Genomic DNA, 22,895 nt, shown 5'->3' on the forward strand with positions numbered 1-22,895 from the left:
GCCCGCGCCGTCGGCTGCCCATGGCACCGTGCCCCCGGCAACCCCGGCCACGCCACCCGCACCCCCGGCCTACGGCGCCCCCCAGGCCTCGCCCACCCCCCCCCCCCCCCCCGCCCCCCCCGCCCCCCCCCCCCCCGGGGACCCCCCCCCCCCCCCCCCCCCCCCCCACCCCCCCCCCCCCCCCCCCCCCCCCCCCGCCCCCCCCCCCCCCCCCCCGCCCCCCCCCCCCCCCCCCCCCCCCCCCCCCCCGCTGCCGTTTCCGGCGGTTATCCACGGGTTTCACCCGACCCGGCGGTTGGCTGAAACCAGCGCTTGAGCCCGACCGGCGCCCGAGCCGCCTCGGGGCCCCTTCCACCCCCGCCTCGGGGCCCTTTCCAACCCCACCTCGGGGCCCCCTTCCACCCCCGCCTCGGGACCGCTTCCGCGCCGGCCTCCGGCAGCCTCGGCGGCGCCTGGGGCCGGCCTTCAGCCGCGCCCGCGTGGGGGCCGCCGCCTCCGCCCCCGCGTCAGCGAGTGCTGCCCATCGCTCGCGTCAGTTCGATTTCGATGACCACGCGGTCCGGGTTCGGGCCGGGCATGCGTGCGTAGCGCTCGGCGTAGCGGCGTACCGCCTCCGCCACCCGGTCCGGCTCGGTGTGGACGAAGGCGCGGCCTTCCAGGGTCGCCCAGCGTCTGCCGTCCACCTGGCAGACGGCCACTCGCGCGCCCTGGGGCCCGGCCGCCAGTACGTGACGCACCTTCGCGCTGGTCTTGTTGGTGATCACCCGGGCGAGGCGGGTCTCCGGGTCGTACGTCACGCCGACCGGGACGACGTGCGGGCTGCCGTCCGGGCGTGGGGTCGTCAGCGTGCACAGGTGCCGTTCCCGCCAGAAGCTGAGGTACGCCGGGTCCGGGGCACCCGGGTCTATGGAGTGTGTGGCCATGGTCAACCCGCCTTGAGTGGAATAGACTCAACTTTGTGTACGTTGCTTTCGTCAGTATGGATGACGACTGACGACGCCAGGAGGAGAACGCGAACGTGGACGCCGAGCTGACCAACCGGAGCCGGGACGCGATCAACGCGGCCGGCAACCGGGCCGTGACCGAGGGGCACCCGGACCTCACGCCGGCCCACCTGCTCCTGGCTCTGCTCCAGGGGCAGGACAACGAGAACATCACCGACCTGCTCGTCGCCGTCGAGGCGGACCTCGCGGCCGTCCGCGCCGGCGCCGAGAAGATCCTCGCCGGGCTGCCCAGCGTGACCGGCTCCACGGTCGCTCCGCCGCAGCCCAACCGGGAGCTGCTCGCCGTCATCGCGGACGCGCAGGCGCGCGCCCGTGACCTGGGCGACGAGTATCTGTCCACCGAGCACCTGCTGCTCGGCCTCGCCGCGAAGGGCGGCCAGGTCGCCGACCTGCTCGCGCAGCAGGGCGCGAGCGCCGCCAAGCTCCAGGAGGCCTTCCGCAAGGCCCGCGGCGGACGCCGGGTGACCACCCCTGACCCCGAGGGGCAGTACAAGGCGCTGGAGAAGTTCGGCACCGACCTCACCGCCGCCGCCCGCGAGGGCAAGCTCGACCCGGTCATCGGCCGGGACACCGAGATCCGCCGCGTGGTGCAGGTGCTGTCGCGCCGTACCAAGAACAACCCGGTCCTCATCGGCGAGCCCGGCGTCGGCAAGACGGCCGTCGTCGAGGGGCTCGCCCAGCGGATCCTGAAGGGCGACGTGCCCGAGTCGCTGAAGGACAAGCGGCTGGTGGCGCTCGACCTCGGCGCGATGGTCGCGGGCGCCAAGTACCGCGGCGAGTTCGAGGAGCGCCTGAAGACGGTCCTGGCCGAGATCAAGGACTCCGACGGGCAGATCATCACCTTCATCGACGAGCTGCACACCGTCGTCGGCGCGGGCGCCGGCGGCGACTCCGCCATGGACGCGGGCAACATGCTCAAGCCGATGCTCGCCCGCGGTGAGCTGCGCATGGTCGGCGCGACCACGCTCGACGAGTACCGCGAGCGGATCGAGAAGGACCCGGCGCTGGAGCGCCGCTTCCAGCAGGTGCTGGTCGCCGAGCCGAGCGTCGAGGACACCATCGCGATCCTGCGCGGACTCAAGGGCCGCTACGAGGCCCACCACAAGGTGCAGATCGCGGACAGCGCGCTGGTCGCCGCCGCCGCGCTCTCCGACCGGTACATCACCTCCCGCTTCCTCCCCGACAAGGCGATCGACCTGGTCGACGAGGCCGCGTCCCGGCTGCGTATGGAGATCGACTCCTCCCCCGTGGAGATCGACGAGCTGCAGCGCGCCGTCGACCGGCTGCGGATGGAGGAGCTGGCGCTGAGCCGGGAGACCGACGAGGCCTCCCGCGAACGCCTGGAGAAGCTGCGCCGCGACCTCGCCGACAAGGAGGAGGAGCTGCGCGGCCTGACCGCCCGCTGGGAGAAGGAGAAGCAGTCCCTGAACCGCGTCGGTGAGCTGAAGGAGAAGCTGGACGAGCTGCGCGGCCAGGCCGAACGCGCCCAGCGCGACGGCGACTTCGACACCGCGTCCAAGCTGCTCTACGGCGAGATCCCGGCCGTGGAGAAGGAGCTGGAGGCCGCCTCGCAGGCCGAGGAGCAGGCCGCGAAGGACACCATGGTCAAGGAGGAGGTGGGCCCCGACGACATCGCGGACGTCGTCGCCTCCTGGACCGGCATCCCGGCCGGCCGCCTGCTGGAGGGCGAGACGCAGAAGCTGCTGCGCATGGAGGAGGAGATCGGCAAGCGCCTGATCGGCCAGACGGAGGCCGTGCGGGCCGTGTCGGACGCGGTGCGGCGCTCGCGCGCGGGCATCGCCGACCCCGACCGCCCGACCGGTTCCTTCCTCTTCCTCGGTCCGACGGGCGTCGGCAAGACCGAGCTGGCGAAGGCGCTCGCGGACTTCCTCTTCGACGACGAGCGGGCCATGGTCCGCATCGACATGTCGGAGTACAGCGAGAAGCACAGCGTGGCCCGGCTGGTCGGCGCGCCGCCCGGATACGTCGGCTACGAGGAGGGCGGCCAGCTCACCGAGGCGGTCCGGCGCCGCCCGTACTCCGTGGTCCTGCTGGACGAGGTGGAGAAGGCCCACCCCGAGGTCTTCGACATCCTGCTCCAGGTGCTGGACGACGGCCGGCTCACCGACGGCCAGGGCCGCACGGTCGACTTCCGCAACACCATCCTGGTGCTGACGTCGAACCTGGGCAGCCAGTTCCTGGTCGACCCGCTCACCACCGAGGCGGAGAAGAAGGAGCAGGTGCTGGAGGTGGTCCGGGCCTCCTTCAAGCCGGAGTTCCTGAACCGCCTGGACGACCTGGTGGTCTTCTCGGCGCTGACCAAGCCCGAGCTGGAGCACATCGCGCGGCTCCAGATCGGCTCCCTCGCCCGGCGCCTTGCCGAGCGGCGCCTCACCCTGGAGGTCACCCCGGAGGCCCTGGCCTGGCTCGCGGAGGAGGGCCTGGACCCCGCCTACGGCGCCCGGCCGCTGCGCCGCCTGGTCCAGACCGCCATCGGCGACCGCCTCGCCAAGGAGATCCTCTCCGGCGAGATCAAGGACGGCGACACGGTCCGCGTCACCCGCTCCGAGGACGGCCTGCTGGTGGGCCCGGCCACCCCGGAACCGGCGGACCTGGGCAAGACCCTCTGACGGCCGCCGCCCACGGCGTTGCCCCGACCGGCCGGATCATGTCAGCCGAGGGCTGACAGGCCGAGTCGGGGCTTGCCACCCCCCGCCCCGCATGGGGGAGGATGGCGGAATCCGTACGAAGGGAAATTCACGGTGAGCATCGACCCGTCCTCGATTCCGAACTTCGGGGGCCAGCCCCAGCCGCAGCCCCAAGGACCGGCGGGCCCCGTCGTCCCGAATCAGGACCTTGTGAAGCAGCTCCTGGACCAGATGGAGCTGAAGTACGTCGTCGACGAAGAGGGCGACCTCGCGGCGCCGTGGGAGCAGTTCCGTACGTATTTCATGTTCCGCGGTGAGGGTGACCAGCAGGTCTTCTCGGTGCGGACGTTCTACGACCGCCCGCACGACATCGACGAGAAGCCCCGGCTGCTCGAGTCGATCGACGACTGGAACCGCCGCACCCTGTGGCCGAAGGTCTACACGCACACCCACGACGACGGCACCGTCCGCCTCATCGGCGAGGCGCAGATGCTGATCGGCCCCGGGGTCAACCTGGAGTTCTTCGTGTCGTCGACGGTCAGCTGGGTGCGCGCGGCGATCGAGTTCGACAAGTGGCTGATCGAGCAGCTCGGCCTGGAGCAGGAGATCGACGACGCGGACAAGCCGGAGGACGAGGAGTAGTCCCCTCGCCCGTCCACAGCCTGTGGGCGCCCCGGTGGATACGGCGGCTCAGCCCGCGAGGGACTTGAGCCGCCGTACCGCCTCCTCCAGCACCCCCGTCCGCTTGCAGAACGCGAACCGCACGAACGGCGCGCCCTCCTCCCGGTGGTCGTAGAAGACCGCGTTGGGGATGGCCACCACACCCGCCCGCTCGGGCAGCGCGCGGCAGAAGGCGAAGCCGTCGCGCTCGCCCAGGGGCCGGATGTCCGTGGTGATGAAGTAGGTGCCCGAGGTGCGGAAGACACCGAAACCGGCCCCCGCCAGCCCCGCCGCTAGCAGATCCCGCTTGGCCCGCATGTCCGCGCGGAACGCCTCGAAGTACGACTCGGGCAGCGCCAGCGCCTCGGCCACCGCGTACTGGAACGGCCCCGACGCCACGTACGTCAGGAACTGCTTCGCCGACCGCACGGCCGTCACCAGCGCGGGCGGCGCCGTGATCCAGCCGACTTTCCAGCCGGTGAACGAGAAACTCTTGCCGGCAGAACCGATGGTCACCGTCCGCTCCCGCATCCCGGGGAACGTCGCGAGCGGCACGTGCACGGCGTCGTCGAAGACCAGGTGCTCGTACACCTCGTCGGTCACCACCAGCAGATCCCGCTCCACCGCCAGCTCCGCGATCGCGGCCAGCTCCGCGCGGGTCAGCACCGTGCCGGTCGGGTTGTGCGGGGTGTTGACCAGCAGCAGCCGGGTGCGGTCGGTGACCGCGGCGCGCAGCTCGTCCAGATCCAGCCGGAACGCCTCCCCGTCCGGCCGCAGCGTCACCGGCACCCGCCGCCCGCCCGCCATCGCGATACAGGCCGCGTACGAGTCGTAGTACGGCTCGAGCGCGATCACCTCGTCACCGGGCTCCAGCAGGGCCAGCAGGGACGCGGCGATCGCCTCCGTGGCGCCCGCCGTGACGAGCACCTCGGTGTCCGGGTCGAACGTCAGCCCGTACCGGCGCTCCTGGTGCGCGGCGATCGCCGCGCGCAGCTCGGGCACGCCCGGGCCCGGCGGGTACTGGTTCCCGCGCCCGTCCCGCAGCGCCCGCACCGCCGCCTCGCGGATCTCCTCGGGGCCGTCCGTGTCGGGGAAGCCCTGGCCCAGGTTGATCGCCCCGGTCCGCACGGCCAGCGCGGACATCTCGGCGAAGATCGTCGTCCCGAACTCTGCGAGGCTGCGGTTGAGGAAGGGGCGCTCGGTGGAGGTCATGCCGGCCATCCTGCGCCGAAGCTCTGGACTTCCTCAACTCTGCTTTGGCCGCCGAGCGCGCCGGGCATCCCCCGGTCACGCACGACACGAGGCGCCCACGGGGGGCCGCTTCGGGGGAACGAAAGGAGGGTGACGCCATGGTCATCGGCATCATCCTGGCGGTCGTGGCCGTAGTCATCGCGGTGGGCGTGCTGGCGAGCCGCAGCGCCCGGCGGGCCGGCGCACGGGGACCGGTGCGGTCGGGGGGCCGCGCGGGATCGGGCGGCGGCTCCACCCACAACAGCGGTGACAGCAGCTGGTGGGTGATCGGCGCGGCGAGCACGGGCGACGTCGGCTCGTCGTCGTCGGACTCGGGGTCCTCGGACCGCGGCTCGGGCGGGCACTCCTGCGGGAGCGGCTCCTCGTCGTCCTGCGGCAGCGGGTCCTCGTCGTCCTGCGGAGGCGGGTCCTCCTGCGGGGGCGGCGGCGGATGCGGGGGAGGCAGCTGACACGGGGCAGCCGAGCTCCGAAGGGGGAACCGCATCCCAGGGCGCCCGCCGGCGACGACCGGCGGGCGCCCGGCCGTTCGCGCCCCGCTCCGGCGCGCGCCGCCGTCGCGGAGGCGTACGCCCTGGTTGAACAGTTGAGCAGGGGAGCCCTCTGAGGGATGGAAATCCTATGAAGTTGGGTAAAAACGCTGTGGCAGCGCCGCTGTTCATGATTCCCTCTCCATCACCAACGCAGCCCTCGGACGTCCTGGCGGACACCCTTCCTGGCTGGGCTGACCGGGCCGATCTCCCGGCGTCGATCTCTCTTTGCGTGCTTGCGGAGCCGATCCATGCTCACGACCCTGAACACCTCCTACACCGACACGCGCGCGGCCGACCTCGCCTGGGCGCTGGGCCGTGAACCACTGCCCGCCCTCGCCACGCTCGACCTGGAACTGGCCGGGGCGAAACTCCAGTTGCGCCTGCTCGGCGCCTCCCACCAAGTGCTGGTGGAGGAAGAGCGGGGCACCTGTTCGGAGACGGTGGCGTGCATCCCCGGCAGCAGCACACCCCTGCCGCTCGGCGTCGCCAAACGCGTGGGCGACTGGGAGTACGAGTTCGCCGCCCGCGTCGAGGTGCTGTCGCCGGGCTCCTTCGCCGGGCGCGCCCAGGAACTCCTCGCCCTCGTCTCCGAGCACCCCAACGGCCTCGCCGGCGTCTTCCCCGGCAGCCCGCACGCCTTCACCGCCATGCTGGCGCAGCGCCACGAGGGCCAGGTGCACTGGTGGACCTGGCACGCCTATCCCCAGGACGGACAGCTGGTGGCGACGCGGACCCGGGTGGGGTCACGCCGGCCGGCGAGCACCTGACGGGGTTCAAACCCGCAGTGCGCCGACCGCCCGCAGATCCACACGTGTGGGTGACGAAGCGCGCCACACCCGTGACGTAACGTCGCAGTCGTGATCGATCCGCACGCGCCGGCGCGGCCCGGCGCACCGCCGTCCTGGCGCGGTCCCGCGCGGCTGCCCGTCCGTCCGGGAACCGGACGGTTCCTGGTCCTCGCCGGGGTGTTCGTCTGCGCGGCGTGCGGACTCGTGTACGAACTCGAACTCCTCGCGCTCGCCTCGTACTTGACGGGCGACTCGGTCACCCAGGCGTCCGTCGTGCTGTCCGTCATGGTGTTCGCGATGGGTATCGGCTCCCTCGTCGCGAAGGGGCTGCGCCACCGCGCCGCGATCGGCTTCGGCGCCATCGAGGCGACGCTGGCCCTGGTCGGCGGATGCAGCGCGATGGCCCTGTACGCCGTGTTCGCCTGGGCCGGCGACTGGGGCGGACTGTGGGGCGGCGCGCCCCGGGCGCTGATGGTGGCCTTCTCCCTCACCATCGGACTGCTGATCGGCGCCGAGATCCCGCTGCTGATGGAGCTGATCCAGCGCATCCGCCGCCAGGACGCGGGCGGCGCGGTGGCGGACCTGTTCGCCGCGGACTACGTCGGCGCGCTCGTCGGCGGTCTCGCCTTTCCCTTCCTTCTGCTGCCGCTCATGGGCCAGTTGACGGGGGCTCTGCTCACCGGCGCGGTCAACGTGGTGGCGGGCGGTGCCCTGGTGCTCGGCCTGTTCGGCCGCGACCTCACCCGCCGCGCCCGGCTGGCGCTGCTGGCCGCCAACCTCACCGTGCTGGGCGCGCTCGGCGGGGCCGCCGTCCTCGTCGACGACTTCGAACGGGCCGCGCGCACCGCGGTGTACGGCGCGCACGTCCGGGTCGCGGTGCGCACCGACGTCCAGGAGGTCGTCCTCACCGGCGGCACCCACGGCCGCCCCCTCGACCTGTTCCTCGACGGACGGCTGCGGGTCAGCGCACGCGACGGACACCGATACCACGAGGCGCTGGTCCACCCGGCGATGAACGGCCCGCACGCGCGCGTGCTGATCCTCGGCGGCGGTGACGGACTGGCCGCCCGGGAGGTGCTGCGGTTCGCCGGGGTGCGGCGGGTGCGCGTGGTGGAACGCGACGCCCAGCTGGTGCGGCTCGCCGGGACGGACCCGGCGCTCTCCGCGCTCAACGGCCACGCGTACGACGACCCTCGGGTGCGGGTGACCACGGCGGACGCCTTCCGCTGGCTGCGCGGGGCGCCGCACGGGGCGTACGACGTGGTGATCGCGGACCTGCCCGGCCCGCGCTTCACGGCGAGCCCCCAGCTGTACTCCCAGGAGTTCTACGGTCTGGCCCGCCGCGTCCTCGCCCCGGGCGGCCGGCTGGTGGTCCACGCGGGCCCGGCGACCGTCCGGCCGCGCGTCTACTGGACCGTCGACAGCACCCTGCACGCCGCGGGCCTGCACACCACGCCCTACCTCGACACCCGCGACCGCGGCCTCATCCTCGCCGCCCCCGCTGCCCGCCCTCCGCTGCGCCTGGACACCGCCCCCGGCGCGCCGCGCCCGCGCACCCTCACCCCCGGCCGCCTGGCCGCCGGACGCGCCGACGCGGCGGCCACCCGGGTGCCGGGACTGCCACCGTCGACGCTGATGCATCCGCGCTACCGGCACTGACCACCGGCACGGACGGGGGTACGCCCGCCCGGTCCGGAGGCGCCGACCGGGCGGGGAGTGGCGTACGAGTCGGGGACGGCGACACTTGGCGGGCGCGGCGGCTCGGGTGGGTGACGGGTGGGTCACGGACGGCTGCCGGACGGGGTGTGCCGGGGCCGTCACTGGGTAGGCTCCGACGACATGGAGCACGAGGTGTTCGTACCGGTACCGGCCGACCGGCTGAAGGCGGCGCTCACGGACCCCGCCCGGGTCGCCCGGGCGGTCCCCGGGCTCCAGCAGGAGGCGGGCGCCGAGCCCGTCGCCGGGCGGCTGAAGCTGCGGGCGGGCGGCACCACCATCACCTACCGGGGCACGGTCCGGGTCTCCGCGCGGGACGACGGTGCGCACACCGTCGTCGGCGAGGGCACCGAGACCCGCGGCACCGGCACGGTCAAGCTCTCCCTCACCCTCCGCCTGCGCCCCGAGGGCGAGGGCACCACCGTGCTCTTCGAGGGCACGGCCTCGGCGGACGGCCGGATCACCGAGCTGCCCGAGGACGCGGTGCGCTCCGCGACGACCAGGCTGCTGAACCGTTTCGCGGAGAATCTGGGGGACGAGGCGGACGACGAGCCCGCGGCCACCGAAGGCGAGGAGGCCCCGCAGGGGCCACCCGCGTCCGACGACGTGACCCGGGCCGAGGCCAAGGCCTCCCTCTTCGACACCGAAATCCCGCCCCCCTCCCTCGACCCGGCCGCCGACGAGGCCGCCGTCCCGTGGGAGTCCTCCGAGCCGCCCGCCGAGGCCGCGCACGCGCGGCGCACGATGATCGGCCGCAGCGCGGAGGAGGTCGACCACGCCCCGCCGCGCGGCCGGTACGCCCCCGTGCCCGCCCCGCAGACCGTGGTGCGCTCCAGCGCCCTGCGCTGGGCGGCGCCCGCGGCGGCGCTGGCCGTGGCCTCGGCGATCGTGGTGAGCCGGGCGCTGCGCAGACGCCGCTAGACCGGGCCCGGGGGTGTCCGAAAGGCGCGTACGCCCTCTTGATCGGCCCAGTAGGGTCGTCCCGTGAGTAACGAAGACATCACGCTGACCGCGGGTGACGCGGAGGTGACCCTGGCCCCCGGCAACGGCGGCCGGGTCGCGGGACTGCGGCTCGGCGGAACCGAGCTGCTGCGGCAGGGCGACCGCTTCGGCTGCTTCCCGATGGTGCCCTGGTGCGGCCGGATCCGCGACGGCCGGTTCCGCGACGGCGCGACCGAGCACCGGATGCCGCTCAACGCCGCCCCGCACGCCATCCACGGCACCGCCCGCGACGCCGCCTGGAGCGTGGCCCGCGTCACCGCGGACGAGGCGGTCCTCACGTACGACCTGACCGACCCCTGGCCTTACACCGGCCGGGTCACCCAGGTCTTCGCCCTGACCCCGGACGCCCTGACGCTGACGATGGCCGTCGAGACGTACGCCTCGTCCTTCCCGGCGCAGGTGGGCTGGCACCCGTGGTTCAACCGCACCCTCGACGGCACCGGCGTGGAGATCGACTTCTCCCCGGCCTGGCAGGAGGAGCGCGGCGAGGACCACCTGCCCACCGGCAACCGGATCGACCCGAAGCCGGGCCCGTGGGACGACTGCTTCGGCATGCCCGACGGCGTGGAGGTCACCCTGACCTGGCCGGGTGTGCTGCGGCTGAAGGTCACCAGCCCCGAGCAGTGGGTCGTGGTCTACGACGAGCAGGAGGCGGCCGTGTGCGTGGAACCGCAGACAGGCCCGCCGAACGGGCTGAACACCATGCCGCGCCTGGTCACGCCCCTGGAGCCGCTGGAGGCCACCACGACCTGGAGCTGGACGCGGCTCTAAGCTGTTCGGCATGACGGACGTCAACGAAGCAACGCCGCAAGGCGCACGTGCGGCGCTGCTGCAGCAGATCAAGGACAAGGCCGTGGTGCACGGCAAGGTGACCCTCTCCTCGGGTCTGGAGGCCGACTACTACGTCGACCTGCGCCGCATCACCCTCGACGGCGAGGCCGCCCCGCTGGTCGGCCAGGTGCTGCTGGACCTGACCGCCGACCTGGAGTTCGACGCGGTCGGCGGTCTCACCATGGGCGCCGACCCGGTCGCCGCCGCCATGCTGCACGCCGCCGCCGCGCGCGGGAAGCGCCTGGACGCGTTCGTCGTCCGCAAGTCCGCCAAGGCCCACGGCCTCCAGCGCCGCGTCGAGGGCCCCGACATCACCGGCCGCCGGGTGCTCGTCGTGGAGGACACCTCCACGACCGGCGGCTCCCCGCTGACCGCCGTCGAGGCGGTGCGCGAGGCGGGCGCCGAGGTCGTCGCCGTTGCGACCATCGTCGACCGCGCCACCGGCGCCGCGGAGAAGATCCAGGAGGGCGCGGGGGTGCCCTACCTGTACGCCTTCTCCAAGGACGAGCTGGGTCTGGACTGACTCCGGCCGGCCCCGGCTGCCCACGGCTCGGACGGCCCCATGGACGTTCCGGCCGAGTCTGGAAAGATGGGGCCGACGATGACGTCGCCCCCATGGTCTAGGTCAGGGCCGTAAACGCACCACACGCCCACCCGCACATACAAGGAGCGGACAGATGCCCATCGCAACCCCCGAGGTCTACAACGAGATGCTCGACCGGGCGAAGGCAGGCAAGTTCGCCTACCCGGCCATCAACGTCACCTCGTCGCAGACCCTGCACGCGGCGCTGCGCGGCTTCGCCGAGGCCGAGAGCGACGGCATCATCCAGATCTCGACGGGCGGCGCCGAGTTCCTGGGCGGCCAGCACAACAAGGACATGGTCACCGGCGCGGTCGCCCTGGCCGAGTTCGCGCACATCGTCGCCAAGAAGTACGACGTGACGATCGCCCTGCACACCGACCACTGCCCGAAGGACAAGCTCGACGGGTACGTCCGCCCGCTGCTGGCGATCTCCGAGGAGCGCGTCGCGCGCGGCGAGAACCCGCTGTTCCAGTCCCACATGTGGGACGGCTCCGCAGAGACCCTGGCCGACAACCTGGCCATCGGCCAGGAGCTGCTGGCCCGCGCCGCCGCCGCCAAGATCATCCTCGAGGTGGAGATCACCCCCACCGGCGGTGAGGAGGACGGCGTCACCCACGAGATCAACGACGAGCTGTACACCACCGTCGACGACGCGATCCGCACCGCCGAGGCCCTGGGCCTGGGCGAGAAGGGCCGCTACCTGCTGGCCGCGTCCTTCGGCAACGTGCACGGCGTGTACAAGCCGGGCAACGTCGTGCTCCGCCCCGAGCTGCTGAAGGAGCTGAACGAGGGCGTCGCCGCCAAGTTCGGCAAGGCTTCGCCGTTCGACTTCGTCTTCCACGGCGGCTCCGGCTCCACCATCGAGGAGATCCACACCGCGCTGGAGAACGGCGTCGTGAAGATGAACATCGACACGGACACCCAGTACGCCTTCACGCGTCCGGTCGCCGACCACATGTTCAAGAACTACGACGGCGTCCTGAAGGTCGACGGCGAGGTCGGCTCCAAGAAGACCTACGACCCGCGCACCTGGGGCAAGCTGGCCGAGGCGGGTATGGCCCGGCGGGTCGTCGAGGCCTGCCAGAGCCTGCGGTCGGCCGGTACGAAGCTGAAGTAATCCCGGCGGCGCCGAGCGGTAACCCCTGGCGGCGCCGAGCCGTACGCGTCGAGCCCGGTGCCCCGGCACCGGGCTCGCTGTATACCTGGGAGCATGCCCGACGTCCGGCTGTCCTCCGCCCAGGGCCGGTGGCTTCTGCTCACCACGGTCCTCGGCTCCGCCATGGTCCTGCTGGACTCCACGGTCGTGGGCGTCGCCCTGCCCCGCATCGGCCGCGACCTGGACGCGGACCTGGCCGTGCTCCAGTGGACGGTCAACGCGTACATGCTGACCCTGGCCGCGCTGATCCTGCTCGGCGGGGCGCTCGGCGACCGCTACGGCCGCCGGAGGGTCTTCGTCCTCGGCGTGGTGTGGTTCGCCGTCGCCTCCCTGCTGTGCGGGCTCGCCCCGAACGCGGGGACGCTGGTCGCCGCCCGCGCCCTGCAAGGGGTCGGCGGCGCCCTGCTCACCCCGGGGTCCCTGGCGCTGATCCAGGCGTCCTTCCACCCCGACGACCGGGGCCGGGCGGTCGGCCTGTGGTCCGGGTTCGGCGGCATCGGCGCGGCCGTCGGCCCGTTCCTGGGCGGCTGGCTGGTGGACGGGCCCGGCTGGCGCTGGGTGTTCCTGATCAACGTCCCGCTCGCGCTGCTGTGCGTGCCGGTCGCGCTGCGGCACGTACCCGAGTCCGCGGACGCGGGCGCGCACGGCCGCTTCGACATCCTCGGCGCCGCGCTGGGCGCGCTGGCGCTGGCCCTGCTGACGTACGCCCTGATCGAGGCGCACGCGGGGACCGTGACCGTCGTCCTCACGGCGGGAGCGGGCCTGCTCGCCGCCGTCGCGTTCGTGGCCGTGGAGCGGCGGCGGGCCGACCCGATGATGCCGCCGGACATCTTCGCCTCCCGCCAGTTCACCGTGGTCAACCTGGTCACCCTGTGCGTGTACGCCGCCTTCGGCGGCTTCTTCTTCCTCGTCGTCCTCCAGCTCCAGGTGGTCTCCGGCTACTCGGCGCTCGGCGCGGGGACGGCCCTGCTGCCGACCACGGCGTTGATGCTGCTGTTCTCCGCGCGCGCCGGCGAACTGGGCGACAAGACCGGGCCGCGCCTGCCGCTGACCGTGGGGCCGCTGCTGTGCGCGGCGGGCATGCTGCTGATGCTGCGGGTCGGGCAGGGGGCGTCGTACTGGGCGGACGTGCTGCCCGCGCTGCTGGTGCTCGGCCTCGGCATGGTCACCCTGGTCGCCCCGCTGACCGCGACCGTCCTCGGCTCCGTCGACACCGCGCGGGCGGGCCTGGCCAGCGGCGTCAACAACGCCGCCGCGCGGGCGGCGGGCCTGGTCGCGGTGGCCGCGCTGCCGCTGCTCGCCGGGATGGGGCCGGAGGCGTACCGCTCGGCGGTGGCCTTCGACGCCGCGTTCGGCCGGGCGATGCTGTGGTGCGCGGGCGTGCTGGTCGCGGGCGCGGTGCTGGCCTGCGCGACCGTCCGCCGGCCCGCGCCCGGCTGCCGGCACCCGGAGTGCCGTACCCACTGCGGGGTGCAGGCACCGCCGCTGGAGGGGGACCCGTCGGCCGTGCCCGGAGGGCCACCGGCCGACGGCACCGCCCAGTGACAGACTGAACCCATGACGATTCACGAGAACCTGCTCGGGGGACCGCCCCCGACCCACCTCCCCGACGACCCGGAGCCGCGCGAGCTGCTGGCCGGCGGCACCCCCGCCGCCGAGGTCGCCGCGAAGTACCCGACCTCGTCGCTGGCCTGGGCCCGCCTGGCCGACGAGGCGTTCGAGCGGGGCAGCACGGTGGAGTCGTACGCCTACGCCCGCACCGGCTACCACCGCGGCCTGGACGCGCTGCGCCGCAGCGGCTGGAAGGGCCACGGCCCGGTGCCGTGGGAGCACGAGCCGAACCGCGGCTTCCTGCGCGCCCTGCACGCCCTCGCCCGCGCCGCGCAGGCGATCGGCGAGCAGGAGGAGTACGAGCGCTGCACCCAGTTCCTGAAGGACTCCTCGCCGACGGCGGCGCAGACGCTGGGCTGAGTCCTCCCCGCGCGCCGGGGTGAGACCTCCCCGCGCCGGGCCGAGTCCTCCTCGCCGGTGAGGCCCGTCCGACCAGGTGTGATCGGGCGGGCCTTGCGATGTTGCCGGGCATTGCGCAGGATGCGGGTGGGGACCGGGGCCCCCGTGCCGGTAACGGCAGGGGCGGACCGCTACCCGGAGCAACAACAGGAGACAGCGATGTCCCACGAGGCTCAGGAAATCCACGAGCCCGAGACCCCGCATCTCGACTTCCAGGGGACCACCCCGTACGAGGACTACGTCAAAGCGGATGTCCTCACCCATCTCCAGCACACCCTCTCCGACGATCCCGGAGAGATGGTCTTCCTGGTCACGACCCAGGTCATGGAGCTGTGGTTCACCTGCGTCGTCCACGAGTGGGAGACGGCCGCGAAGGCGCTGCGCGAGGACGACGTCCCGGTGGCGATCGCCGCGCTGAAACGATCCGTCCGGGAGCTGGAGGCGCTGAACGCCTCCTGGAAGCCGCTGGGCCAGCTCACGCCCGCGCAGTTCAACGCGTACCGCGGCGCTCTCGGCGAGGGCTCCGGATTCCAGTCCGCGATGTACCGGCGGATGGAGTTCCTGCTCGGTGAGAAGTCCGCGTCCATGCTGGTCCCGCACCGGGGCGCGCCCCGCGTCCACGCGGAACTGGAGAAGGCGCTGCACGAGCCCAGCCTCTACGACGAGGTGCTGCGGCTGCTGGCCCGCCGCGGCCACGCGATCCCCGAGTCCGTCCTGCGCCGGGACGTATCCCGGCGCTACGAGCCCTCGGAGGACGTCGAGCGGGCCTGGGCCGCGATCTACTCCGGCGACGAGAGCGACGAACTGGCCCGCCTCGGCGAGGCGTTGACGGACGTGGCCGAACTGGTGTGGCGCTGGCGCAACGACCACCTGGTCGCCACCCGCCGGGCCATGGGCGCCAAGCCCGGCACGGGCGGCTCGGCGGGCGTGGCCTGGCTGGAGAAGCGGGCGCGCAAGAACGTCTTTCCGGAGCTGTGGACGGCGAGGTCGTATGTCTGACCTCACGGCACGGGCGGAGAAACTGGACGCGGCCGACGAACTGGCCGCCAAGCGCGCCGAGTTCGTTCTCGACGACGTCGTGTACCTGGACGGGAACTCGCTGGGCGCGCTGCCCGCCGTCGTCCCCGGGCGGGTCGCCGACGTCGTGTCCCGCCAGTGGGGCGAACTGCGCATCCGCTCCTGGGAGGAGAGCGGCTGGTGGACCGCGCCCGAGCGGGTCGGCGACCGGATCGCCCCGCTGCTCGGCGCCGCCCCCGGGCAGGTGGTGGTCGGCGACTCCACCAGCGTGAACATCTTCAAGGCGCTGGTCGCGGCGGTGCGCATGGCCGGGGAGGGGCGCGACGAGATCCTCGTCGACGCGACCACCTTCCCCACCGACGGCTACATCGCCGCGTCGGCGGCCCGCATGACCGGCCGCACCCTGCGCCCGGTGCTCCCGGCCGAGGTGCCGGACGCGCTGGGCGACCGTACGGCCGCCGTCCTCCTCAACCACGTCGACTACCGCACCGGCCGGCTGCACGACCTGCCGTCGCTGACGGCCGCCGCGCACCGCGCGGGCGCCCTCGCCGTCTGGGACCTGTGCCACAGCGCGGGCGCCCTGCCGGTCGGCCTCGACGAGCACGGCGTCGACCTGGCGGTCGGCTGCACCTACAAGTACCTGAACGGCGGCCCGGGTTCACCCGCGTACCTCTACGTGCGCGCCGGACTCCAGGACCGCTTCGACTCCCCCCTGCCGGGCTGGAACTCCCACGCGGAACCCTTCGGCATGCGCCCGGAGTACGAGCCCGCGCCGGGCGCCCCGCGCGGCCGTGTCGGCACGCCCGACATCCTCTCCATGCTCGCCCTGGAGGCGGCCCTCGACGTCTGGGACGCGGTCTCGATCGAGGCGGTGCGGGCCAAGTCCCTCGCCCTCACGGACTTCTTCCTGGAGTGCGTGTCCGCGTACGTGGCCCCCGGCCGCGTCGAGTCCCTGACTCCGGTCCCGCACGCGGAGCGCGGCAGCCAGGTGGCGTTGCGCTGCGCCGACGCCGGTGAGGTGATGAAGCGCCTGATCGAGCGGGGCGTGGTCGGTGACTTCCGGGCGCCGGACGTCCTCCGGTTCGGCTTCACGCCGCTGTACGTGGGGTTCGCGGACGTGGAGCGGGCGGCGCGGGTGCTCGGGGAGGTGCTGGGCTAGGGGACGCCCCCCGGGGCCCTTCGTTCGGATCAGTCCGGGTCGGTCACGTACACCCCCGCCACGGCAGCGGCGTGGGCCGCGCGCGCGGCGCGCTCCGCGGCGGGGGCGTCGGGGATCTGCCCGGACGTCAGCAACCCGTAGTACAGGGGGGCGGACACGGCCCGTACGACCGCCCGGGGGTCCGTGCCCGCGGGCAACTCGCCGCGGGCCACGCCCTGTTCCACGCAGGGCGCCCACTCGTCCACGCGGATCTCGTAGAACCGGCGCAGCGCCGCCGCCGTCCGCTCGTCGCACGTCGCCGCGGCGATCACCGCGCGGAACAGCGCCCCCTGCCGGGGGTCGGCCAGGGTCCGCTGGACCAGCGAGGCGTTGGCCCGCAGGTCCCCGAGCACCGATCCGGTCTCCTCCCGGGGCGACGACTGCTCCGCCATGTCCACGAGCAGGTCGGCGACGAGCCCGGTCACCGAGCCCCACCGCCGGTACACGGTCGTCTTCCCGACCTCCGCGCGCCGGGCCACGTCCGCGAGGTCGAGCCGGTCGAAACCGTGCTCCGCCAGCACGTCCCCCGCCGCCCGCAGCACCGCGGCGCGGACACGGGCGGTACGTCCTCCGGGACGTACGGTGCCGGGTTCGGCGGACATATCGGCCTCCTCGGTGCACACGGGGGACCCGTACGGATCGTCCCCTCAGGGTAACGAAACGGGAGAACCGTTTAACCCTCACCGAGCGTGACATCCCCATGTCCCCGCATGTCACGCGCCTGATACCGTCCCGGCCAACGGCCTGATACTCACCCGGTCCGCCAAAGAGGTTTCATCGCTGAGAGGTTGGAGCATGACGGACGACGTCGCAGCAGCACGGGCCGCCGCCGAGGAGCAGTCCGCCTTCTCGCATCCGCCCGTCGCCCCCGACGCCACCGCCGCGTACGGGGACCACCCCGACCAGGTGATCGACTTCTACGCCCCGCGCGGCAGCGAGCCCGTCGGCCCCACGGCCCTCGCGCCGCTGGTCGTCGTCCTGCACGGCGGCGCGTGGCGGGCACCGTACGACCGCCGTCATGTCAGCCCGTTCGCCGACTTCCTGGCCCGCAGGGGTTTCGCGGTGGCGAGTGTGGAGTACCGGCGCGGGGCGCAGGAGGGTGCCGCGGGCGGGGCGGAGCAGGGCGCCGCCGACGGGCCGCAGGTCGCCGGGCGGTGGCCGGACACGTTCGACGATGTCGCCGCCGCGCTCGACGCGCTCCCCGGGCTCGTGCGCGGGCCCCTTCCGCAGGCCGATCCGGGCCGCATGGTGATCACCGGTCACTCCGCGGGCGGCCACCTCGCGCTGTGGGCCGCCGCCCGGCATCTGCTGCCCGCCGACGCCCGCTGGCGCACCGGTGGGCCGGCACCGCTGCGCGGGGTCGTCGCCCTCGCCCCGATCGCCGACCTGGCGGTCGCGGACAAGCTCGACGTGTGCGGGGGCGCGGTGCGCCAACTCCTCGGCGGCGCCGAGGCGTTCGCCGAGCGGCAGCCGTACGCCGACCCGGCGCTGCTGCTGCCGACGGGTATCGCGACGACCCTGGTCCAGGGCCGTACGGACCGGGACGTTCCGCAGGCGGTCGCCGAGGCGTACGCGGACGCGGCGGCGAAGGCCGGGGAGGTGGTCGGGCTGACGCTGCTGGAGGACGTCGGCCACTTCCCGCTGATCGACCCGGCGGCGGACGCGTGCGCGGTGGTGGCGGAGGAGATCGCGCAGCTGGCGTGGTGAGGAGGCGAGCGCGCCGCGTCCCTGCGGAGCCGCCCCGCTTCTCCCCGTAGGGGGAGCCGCCTCGCCCCGGCCGCGGGCTGCCTCGTCATACCCGTAGTACCTGAGAGCTACGTCCGTGAAGAGCTCTCCGGCGTGACGCGGGCGACGGCTCGCGCTCCGTAACTTCCCACGTGGACCTGCCCGATGGACGGGTGGGCCGGAAGGGAAGCGAACCATGGAGCCGACCGCCGTCCCGGGCCCCGAGGCCACCGGCGCCCCGCCGCAGGGCCGCCGTACGCCCCGTCGGCTGCGCGCTCTGCTCGCCCTGCTCATCACCGCCTGTGTGGTGTTCCCGCTGTCCGCCGCCGCGCGTCCCCGGATCCCGGCACCGGCCCCGGCCGCCCTCCCCCCGCTCACCACGGCCACGCTCGACACGGTGTACGCGGCGAACCGCGCCAACGCCGCGCAGGCCTCCCGGATGGCCGCCGGGCACGGCGACCGGCACCGCGCGGAGGCGGACCGCGACCTGGCCGCCGCGTCCCGGCAGCTCCTCGCCTTCGACGGCCGTGGCACCGGCCGCGCCGTCGAGGTCTTCGGCGACCTCGCCCGCGCCGACCGCGTCGCCGTGCTGGTCCCCGGCTCCGACACCACCCTCGACAGCTACGACCGCTTCCGCGCGACGGCGACGGCCCTGCACCACCGGCTCACCACCGAGGACACCGGCGCGGCCACCCGGGTCGCGGTGGTGGCCTGGCTGGGCTACGACACTCCCGGCACGGTCGGCACCGCCGTCCTCACCCCCGGCCGCGCCGACGAAGCCGCGCCCCGCCTGAGCGAGTTCCTGCGCGGGCTGTACGCCCTGACCGGCCGCGACACCCGCGTCTCCCTGCTGTGCCACTCCTACGGCTCGGTGGTCTGCGCCCGCACCGCCGCCCGCGGCGGCCCGCCCGTCGCCGACATCGCCCTCCTCGGCAGCCCCGGCACCGGCGCCGACTCCGCCGCCGCGCTGCGCACCCCCGCGCGGATCTGGGCGGCCCGCGGCGGTGACGACTGGGTCGCGGAGGTTCCCCACGTCGAAGCGGACCTGTTCGGCACCACCGTCGGATTCGGTGCCGACCCGGTGTCCCCGGAGTTCGGCGCGCGCGTCTTCGCCGCCGGCGACGGCGGCCACAGCGACTACTTCACCCCGGGCTCGGCCTCCCTGGCCAACCTCGCCCGGATCGTGCTCGGCGAGACCTCGGAGGTGACCCGTGCGTGAGCTGATACGTCCGGTCGTGAAGGGCGCCGCGCGGCTGGACGCGGCGACCCCCGCATCGAGGGACCGCGCGGTCGACGCGCTGCGCGCCCTCGCGATCGTCGGCGTCGTCCTCGGCCACTGGCTGGTGACCGCGCTCGTCGCCGACGGCGGCACCCTGCGTACCGACAGCCCGCTGAGACATCTGCCGCACCTGGCCCCGATCTCCTGGGCGTTCCAGACCCTCGCCGTGTTCTTCCTGGTCGGCGGGCATGTCGCGACCCGGAGCCTCGCCACGGCACAGGACCGCGGCCAGTCGTACGGACAGTGGCTGCGCACCCGGCTCACCCGGCTGTTCGCCCCGGTGGCCGCCGTGCTCGCCCTGTGGACGGTGGCCGCGGTGGCGCTGCTGCTGACCGGCGCCGACCTCGCCACCGTGCGCACCCTGGTCAAGCTCGCCCTGTGCCCGCTGTGGTTCTTGCTGGTCTTCGCCGCGCTGACGGCGGCGACCCCGCTGCTCACCCGGGTCAACCCGCTGTGGCCGCTCGCCGTCGTACTCCATGTGGATCTTGTGCGTTTCGGCCTGGGCGGGCCCTCCTGGCTGGGCTGGGCGAACCTGGCCGCGGGCTGGCTGGTGCCCTACACCCTCGGCGCGGCCTGGACCCGCGGCGAGCTGGAGCGCCGGCGGGCCGGCTGGATCCTGCTGGCGGGCGGGGCGGCGGTGACGGCGGCGCTGGTGGCCTGGGCGGGATATCCGGCGTCCATGGTGGGGGTGCCGGGCGCCGCGGTCTCCAACCTGAACCCGCCGACGCTGGCCGCCGTCACCTTCGGCGTGGCCCAGTGCGGGCTGGCCCTGCTGCTGCGCGCGCCGCTGCGCCGCGCGCTGCGCCGGCCGGTCGCCTGGGCGGCGGTGGTCCTGGTCAACCTCTCCGCCATGACGATCTTCCTGTGGCATCAGACGGCCCTGATGGCCACCACGGCCACCGCCCTGCTCGCGGGCCGGCTGCCCGGCCTGCACACGGTCCCCGACGGGCTGGGCTGGATCGCGGCACGGCTGCTCTGGCTGCCGGTCTTCGCCCTCGCGCTGGGCGTGTGCCGGACGGCGTTCCGCTCCCACGAGCGGCGTTCGGACCTGCGGGCGCGGCGCCCGTCCCGCGTCGTCCGCGTCCACCGCGGCCCGGCCGACGCGGCGGCGAAGGAGGCCCGGCGTGCCTAGGGTTGGGCGAGTGACGGGGACGGAGACGAAGACGGGGACGGAGACGGGGACGGAGACGAAGACGAAGACGGGGACGGGGACGGGGACGGGGACGGGGACGGGGACGGGGACGGGGACGGGGACGGGGACGGGGACGGAGAGGGGCCGGCGGCCGGCGGTGCGCGGGCTGTGGGGCCGGGTGCGGGTCTGGTTGCGCGTGCTGCGCGACGATCTCTGCACTCTCGCGGCGGACCCGCTTCCCCCGTTCGTGTGGCTGCGGTGGCTGCCGCACGGCCTGGTGTGCCTGGCCGCGCTCGGCCTCACCATCGGTGATCTGGCGCAGCTTCAGGACCCCGGCGGGCTGGGCTTCGGGTTCGCCTTGCTGATCGCCGGGGTGAAGGGCGGCGCGGTGGTGCTCGCGCTGTGGCGGCCGGTGCCCGCCTGGTGGCTGTCGACGGCGGTGTTCGTGGTCGGGGCCGTGGCGCTGCGGCAGCGGCAGCTCTCCGGGCACGCGGACCCGTTCACGTGGCCGTGGACCTCCGCCGGGATCATCGCGGGCCTGCTCGTGCTGCTGCTGCTCGCGCTGCGGGTGCCCAGCCGGGTGTCCGCCGAGGCGCTGTTCGTCACGCTCGCACTGACGTGGGCGCTGCAAGGCCTGCTGGGCGCGCCCGACTACCAGAGCACCGGCGTCCTCGCGGTCTCCGTCTTCGCCGTCGCCGTCATCCTCGGCACCGCTCTGCGCGGGCGCCGCGAGGCCCGCGCCGAACTCGGCCGGCAGGCCACGATCACCGCCGAGGAACGCGCCCGCCGCACCCTGCTGGAGGAGCGCAGCCGCATCGCGCGGGAGCTGCACGACGTGGTCGCCCACCACATGTCGGTGATCTCCATCCAGGCGCAGGTCGCCCCGCACCTGGTGGACAACCCGCCGCCGGAGCTGAAGGAGAACCTGGCCGGCATCCGCCAGAACGCGCTGGAGGCGCTGACCGAACTGCGCCGCGTCCTCGGCGTGCTGCGCTCGGAGAACCCCGACGACCCCTTCGGCCTCGGCGAGTCCGCCACCGGCGCCGCCCCGGACGCCCCGCAGCCCACCCTGGACCGCCTGGACGCCCTGATCGAGAACACCAGGGCCGCCGGGCTCGAGGTGGTCGCCGACGTCCGGGGCGAGCCCGAGTCCCCGTATCCGCCGGGCGTGGAGCTGTCGGCGTACCGGATCGTGCAGGAGGCGCTGAGCAACGCGCTGCGGCACGCGCCGGGTTCCCGGGTGCGCGTCCGGGTCGACCACATGCCCGAGGGCCTGGTCCTGGACGTGGTCAACGGCCGTCCCGAGCGGCCCGTGCAGCCCTCCCCGGGCGCCGGGCACGGCCTGCTCGGAATGCGGGAGCGCGCGGCGATGCTCGGCGGCCACGTCAGCGCGTCGCCGACCCTGCACGGCGGATTCCAGGTCAACGCCTTCCTGCCCAGGGACGGCGCGCTCGACGACTCCGCCGAGGACCTGCGCGGCCTGCCGGAGGCGGAGTACATCTTTCCCGAGGACCCGACAGGAGAAGAGAACCCATGACGAGCGGCACGATCCGCGTACTCATCGCCGACGACCAGCAGATGGTCCGGCAGGGCTTCACCGTGCTGCTCGACACCCAGCCCGGCATCGAGGTGATCGGCCAGGCGGTGGACGGCCTGGACGCGGTCGCCAAGGTCGCCGAACTCGACCCGGACGTCGTGCTGATGGACATCCGCATGCCGGAGCTGGGTGGTATCGAGGCCACCCGCCGGGTCACCGCGTCGACCCAGCGCACCCGCGTGCTGGTGCTGACCACCTTCGACCTCGACGAGTACGTGTACGAGGCGCTGCGGGCCGGCGCCTCCGGGTTCCTGCTGAAGGACGCCTCCGCCGAGCAGCTCGCCGAGGCGGTCCGGGTGGTGGCCGCGGGGGACGCGCTGCTCGCGCCCGGCATCACCCGGCGGCTGATCGCCGAGTTCTCCCGCCTGGACGGCGCGCCCCGCGCCCCGCTCAAAGAGCGCGTCGCGGATCTCACCGAGCGGGAGACGGAGGTCCTCGCCCTGATCGCGCGCGGCTGGTCCAACGCGGAGATCGCCCGCCATCTGGTGGTCGCCGAGCAGACCGTGAAGACCCATGTGAGCCGCATCCTGGTGAAACTGGGGCTGCGCGACCGGACCCAGGCGGCGGTGTTCGCGTACGAGTCGGGGCTGGTGCGGCCGTCGGGCTACTGAGCGGGGCGACGGGGCGACGGGGCGACGGGGCGACGGGGCGATGGGGCGATGGGGCGACGGGGTGGCAGGGGCCGCGGGTGGCACGGGGGCACGGGGCCACGGGGGCAGGGGGGCAGGGGGCCACGGGGGCAGGGGGGCAGGGGGCCACGGGGGCGAC

General features: G+C 74.0%; 21 protein-coding genes and 1 pseudogene. 19 read left to right on the top strand and 3 right to left on the bottom strand.

What is annotated here, in order from left to right:
* Window positions 1-506 precede the first annotated feature (506 nt).
* Entirely contained in the window at window positions 507-923 is a 417-nt protein-coding gene (locus tag ACIG0D_RS32485; RefSeq protein WP_399808216.1) for a pyridoxamine 5'-phosphate oxidase family protein, read from the bottom strand.
* A 95-nt stretch (window positions 924-1,018) separates the two neighbouring features.
* Here ACIG0D_RS32485 and clpB point away from each other — a divergent pair, with 95 nt between their 5' ends.
* Window positions 1,019-3,634 carry an ATP-dependent chaperone ClpB gene (gene clpB / locus ACIG0D_RS32490; RefSeq protein WP_399808218.1) on the top strand — a complete coding sequence of 872 codons (2,616 nt, stop codon included), beginning with the start codon at window positions 1,019-1,021 and terminating at the stop codon, window positions 3,632-3,634.
* Window positions 3,635-3,766: 132 nt separating this feature from the next.
* The gene (locus tag ACIG0D_RS32495; protein WP_399808221.1) at window positions 3,767-4,294 is read left to right on the top strand and encodes a YbjN domain-containing protein; all 528 of its coding nucleotides are present in this window, start codon (window positions 3,767-3,769) and stop codon (window positions 4,292-4,294) included.
* A gap of 48 nt (window positions 4,295-4,342) precedes the next feature.
* Here the strand turns inward: ACIG0D_RS32495 and ACIG0D_RS32500 are convergent, their stop codons facing one another.
* On the bottom strand, window positions 4,343-5,533 hold the full coding sequence (locus ACIG0D_RS32500) for a pyridoxal phosphate-dependent aminotransferase (protein WP_399808223.1): 1,191 nt from the start codon (window positions 5,531-5,533) through the stop codon (window positions 4,343-4,345).
* 128 nt (window positions 5,534-5,661) lie between these two features.
* Between ACIG0D_RS32500 and ACIG0D_RS32505 the strand changes: the two genes are divergently transcribed.
* The 11 genes from ACIG0D_RS32505 (at window position 5,662) to kynU (ending at window position 16,355) form a co-directional block, all read left to right on the top strand.
* A complete protein-coding gene (locus tag ACIG0D_RS32505) occupies window positions 5,662-6,012 on the top strand; it encodes a hypothetical protein (protein ID WP_399808226.1) in 351 nt (116 codons plus the stop codon).
* Window positions 6,013-6,341: 329 nt separating this feature from the next.
* Window positions 6,342-6,860 carry a DUF2617 family protein gene (locus ACIG0D_RS32510; protein WP_399808228.1) on the top strand — a complete coding sequence of 173 codons (519 nt, stop codon included), beginning with the start codon at window positions 6,342-6,344 and terminating at the stop codon, window positions 6,858-6,860.
* 90 nt (window positions 6,861-6,950) lie between these two features.
* The gene (locus ACIG0D_RS32515; RefSeq protein ID WP_399808231.1) at window positions 6,951-8,540 is read left to right on the top strand and encodes a polyamine aminopropyltransferase; all 1,590 of its coding nucleotides are present in this window, start codon (window positions 6,951-6,953) and stop codon (window positions 8,538-8,540) included.
* A 180-nt stretch (window positions 8,541-8,720) separates the two neighbouring features.
* Window positions 8,721-9,518: an SRPBCC family protein gene (locus ACIG0D_RS32520; protein WP_399808233.1), complete on the top strand. Its 798-nt coding sequence runs from the start codon at window positions 8,721-8,723 to the stop codon at window positions 9,516-9,518.
* 63 nt (window positions 9,519-9,581) lie between these two features.
* The gene (locus ACIG0D_RS32525; protein ID WP_399808235.1) at window positions 9,582-10,370 is read left to right on the top strand and encodes an aldose 1-epimerase; all 789 of its coding nucleotides are present in this window, start codon (window positions 9,582-9,584) and stop codon (window positions 10,368-10,370) included.
* 10 nt (window positions 10,371-10,380) lie between these two features.
* Window positions 10,381-10,953: an orotate phosphoribosyltransferase gene (gene pyrE, locus ACIG0D_RS32530; protein WP_399808237.1), complete on the top strand. Its 573-nt coding sequence runs from the start codon at window positions 10,381-10,383 to the stop codon at window positions 10,951-10,953.
* A gap of 154 nt (window positions 10,954-11,107) precedes the next feature.
* Window positions 11,108-12,130 (top strand): class II fructose-bisphosphate aldolase, encoded by a 1,023-nt coding sequence (fbaA, locus tag ACIG0D_RS32535; protein WP_399808239.1) that lies wholly within the window; start codon window positions 11,108-11,110, stop codon window positions 12,128-12,130.
* 93 nt (window positions 12,131-12,223) lie between these two features.
* Complete coding sequence (locus ACIG0D_RS32540) at window positions 12,224-13,714, top strand: MFS transporter (protein WP_399808242.1); 1,491 nt, start codon at window positions 12,224-12,226, stop codon at window positions 13,712-13,714.
* A gap of 12 nt (window positions 13,715-13,726) precedes the next feature.
* The gene (locus ACIG0D_RS32545) at window positions 13,727-14,140 is read left to right on the top strand and encodes a DUF3151 domain-containing protein (protein WP_399808245.1); all 414 of its coding nucleotides are present in this window, start codon (window positions 13,727-13,729) and stop codon (window positions 14,138-14,140) included.
* Between the two features lie 198 nt (window positions 14,141-14,338).
* A complete protein-coding gene (locus ACIG0D_RS32550) occupies window positions 14,339-15,178 on the top strand; it encodes a tryptophan 2,3-dioxygenase family protein (protein ID WP_399808248.1) in 840 nt (279 codons plus the stop codon).
* Window positions 15,171-16,355 (top strand): kynureninase, encoded by a 1,185-nt coding sequence (gene kynU, locus ACIG0D_RS32555; RefSeq protein WP_399808250.1) that lies wholly within the window; start codon window positions 15,171-15,173, stop codon window positions 16,353-16,355. Before ACIG0D_RS32550 ends, kynU begins: the two co-directional genes overlap by 8 nt.
* Before the next feature lie 29 nt (window positions 16,356-16,384).
* On the opposite strand, the gene ACIG0D_RS32560 is transcribed toward kynU, so the two are convergent.
* The gene (locus ACIG0D_RS32560; protein WP_399808252.1) at window positions 16,385-16,996 is read right to left on the bottom strand and encodes a TetR/AcrR family transcriptional regulator; all 612 of its coding nucleotides are present in this window, start codon (window positions 16,994-16,996) and stop codon (window positions 16,385-16,387) included.
* A 193-nt stretch (window positions 16,997-17,189) separates the two neighbouring features.
* On the opposite strand from ACIG0D_RS32560, the gene ACIG0D_RS32565 reads away from it, so the two are divergent.
* The 6 genes and pseudogenes from ACIG0D_RS32565 to ACIG0D_RS32590 all read left to right on the top strand — a co-directional run bounded on the left by ACIG0D_RS32565 (window position 17,190) and on the right by ACIG0D_RS32590 (window position 22,738).
* Entirely contained in the window at window positions 17,190-18,101 is a 912-nt protein-coding gene (locus ACIG0D_RS32565) for an alpha/beta hydrolase (RefSeq protein WP_399808255.1), read from the top strand.
* A 214-nt stretch (window positions 18,102-18,315) separates the two neighbouring features.
* Entirely contained in the window at window positions 18,316-19,338 is a 1,023-nt protein-coding gene (locus ACIG0D_RS32570) for an alpha/beta hydrolase (RefSeq protein ID WP_399808258.1), read from the top strand.
* Window positions 19,331-20,530: an acyltransferase gene (locus tag ACIG0D_RS32575; RefSeq protein WP_399808259.1), complete on the top strand. Its 1,200-nt coding sequence runs from the start codon at window positions 19,331-19,333 to the stop codon at window positions 20,528-20,530. Before ACIG0D_RS32570 ends, ACIG0D_RS32575 begins: the two co-directional genes overlap by 8 nt.
* Window positions 20,531-20,602: 72 nt before the next feature.
* A pseudogene (locus ACIG0D_RS32580) lies at window positions 20,603-20,842 on the top strand (hypothetical protein); the annotation flags it as partial.
* On the top strand, window positions 20,727-22,067 hold the full coding sequence (locus ACIG0D_RS32585; protein WP_399808430.1) for a sensor histidine kinase: 1,341 nt from the start codon (window positions 20,727-20,729) through the stop codon (window positions 22,065-22,067). The pseudogene ACIG0D_RS32580 and the gene ACIG0D_RS32585, both read left to right, overlap by 116 nt.
* On the top strand, window positions 22,064-22,738 hold the full coding sequence (locus tag ACIG0D_RS32590) for a response regulator (RefSeq protein ID WP_399808262.1): 675 nt from the start codon (window positions 22,064-22,066) through the stop codon (window positions 22,736-22,738). The genes ACIG0D_RS32585 and ACIG0D_RS32590 overlap by 4 nt, the downstream gene beginning before the upstream one ends.
* Window positions 22,739-22,895: the final 157 nt, after the last annotated feature.

The organism is Streptomyces sp. NPDC052773 (assembly GCF_044547145.1).
In the GTDB taxonomy this organism is placed as follows: Bacteria; Actinomycetota; Actinomycetes; order Streptomycetales; family Streptomycetaceae; genus Streptomyces.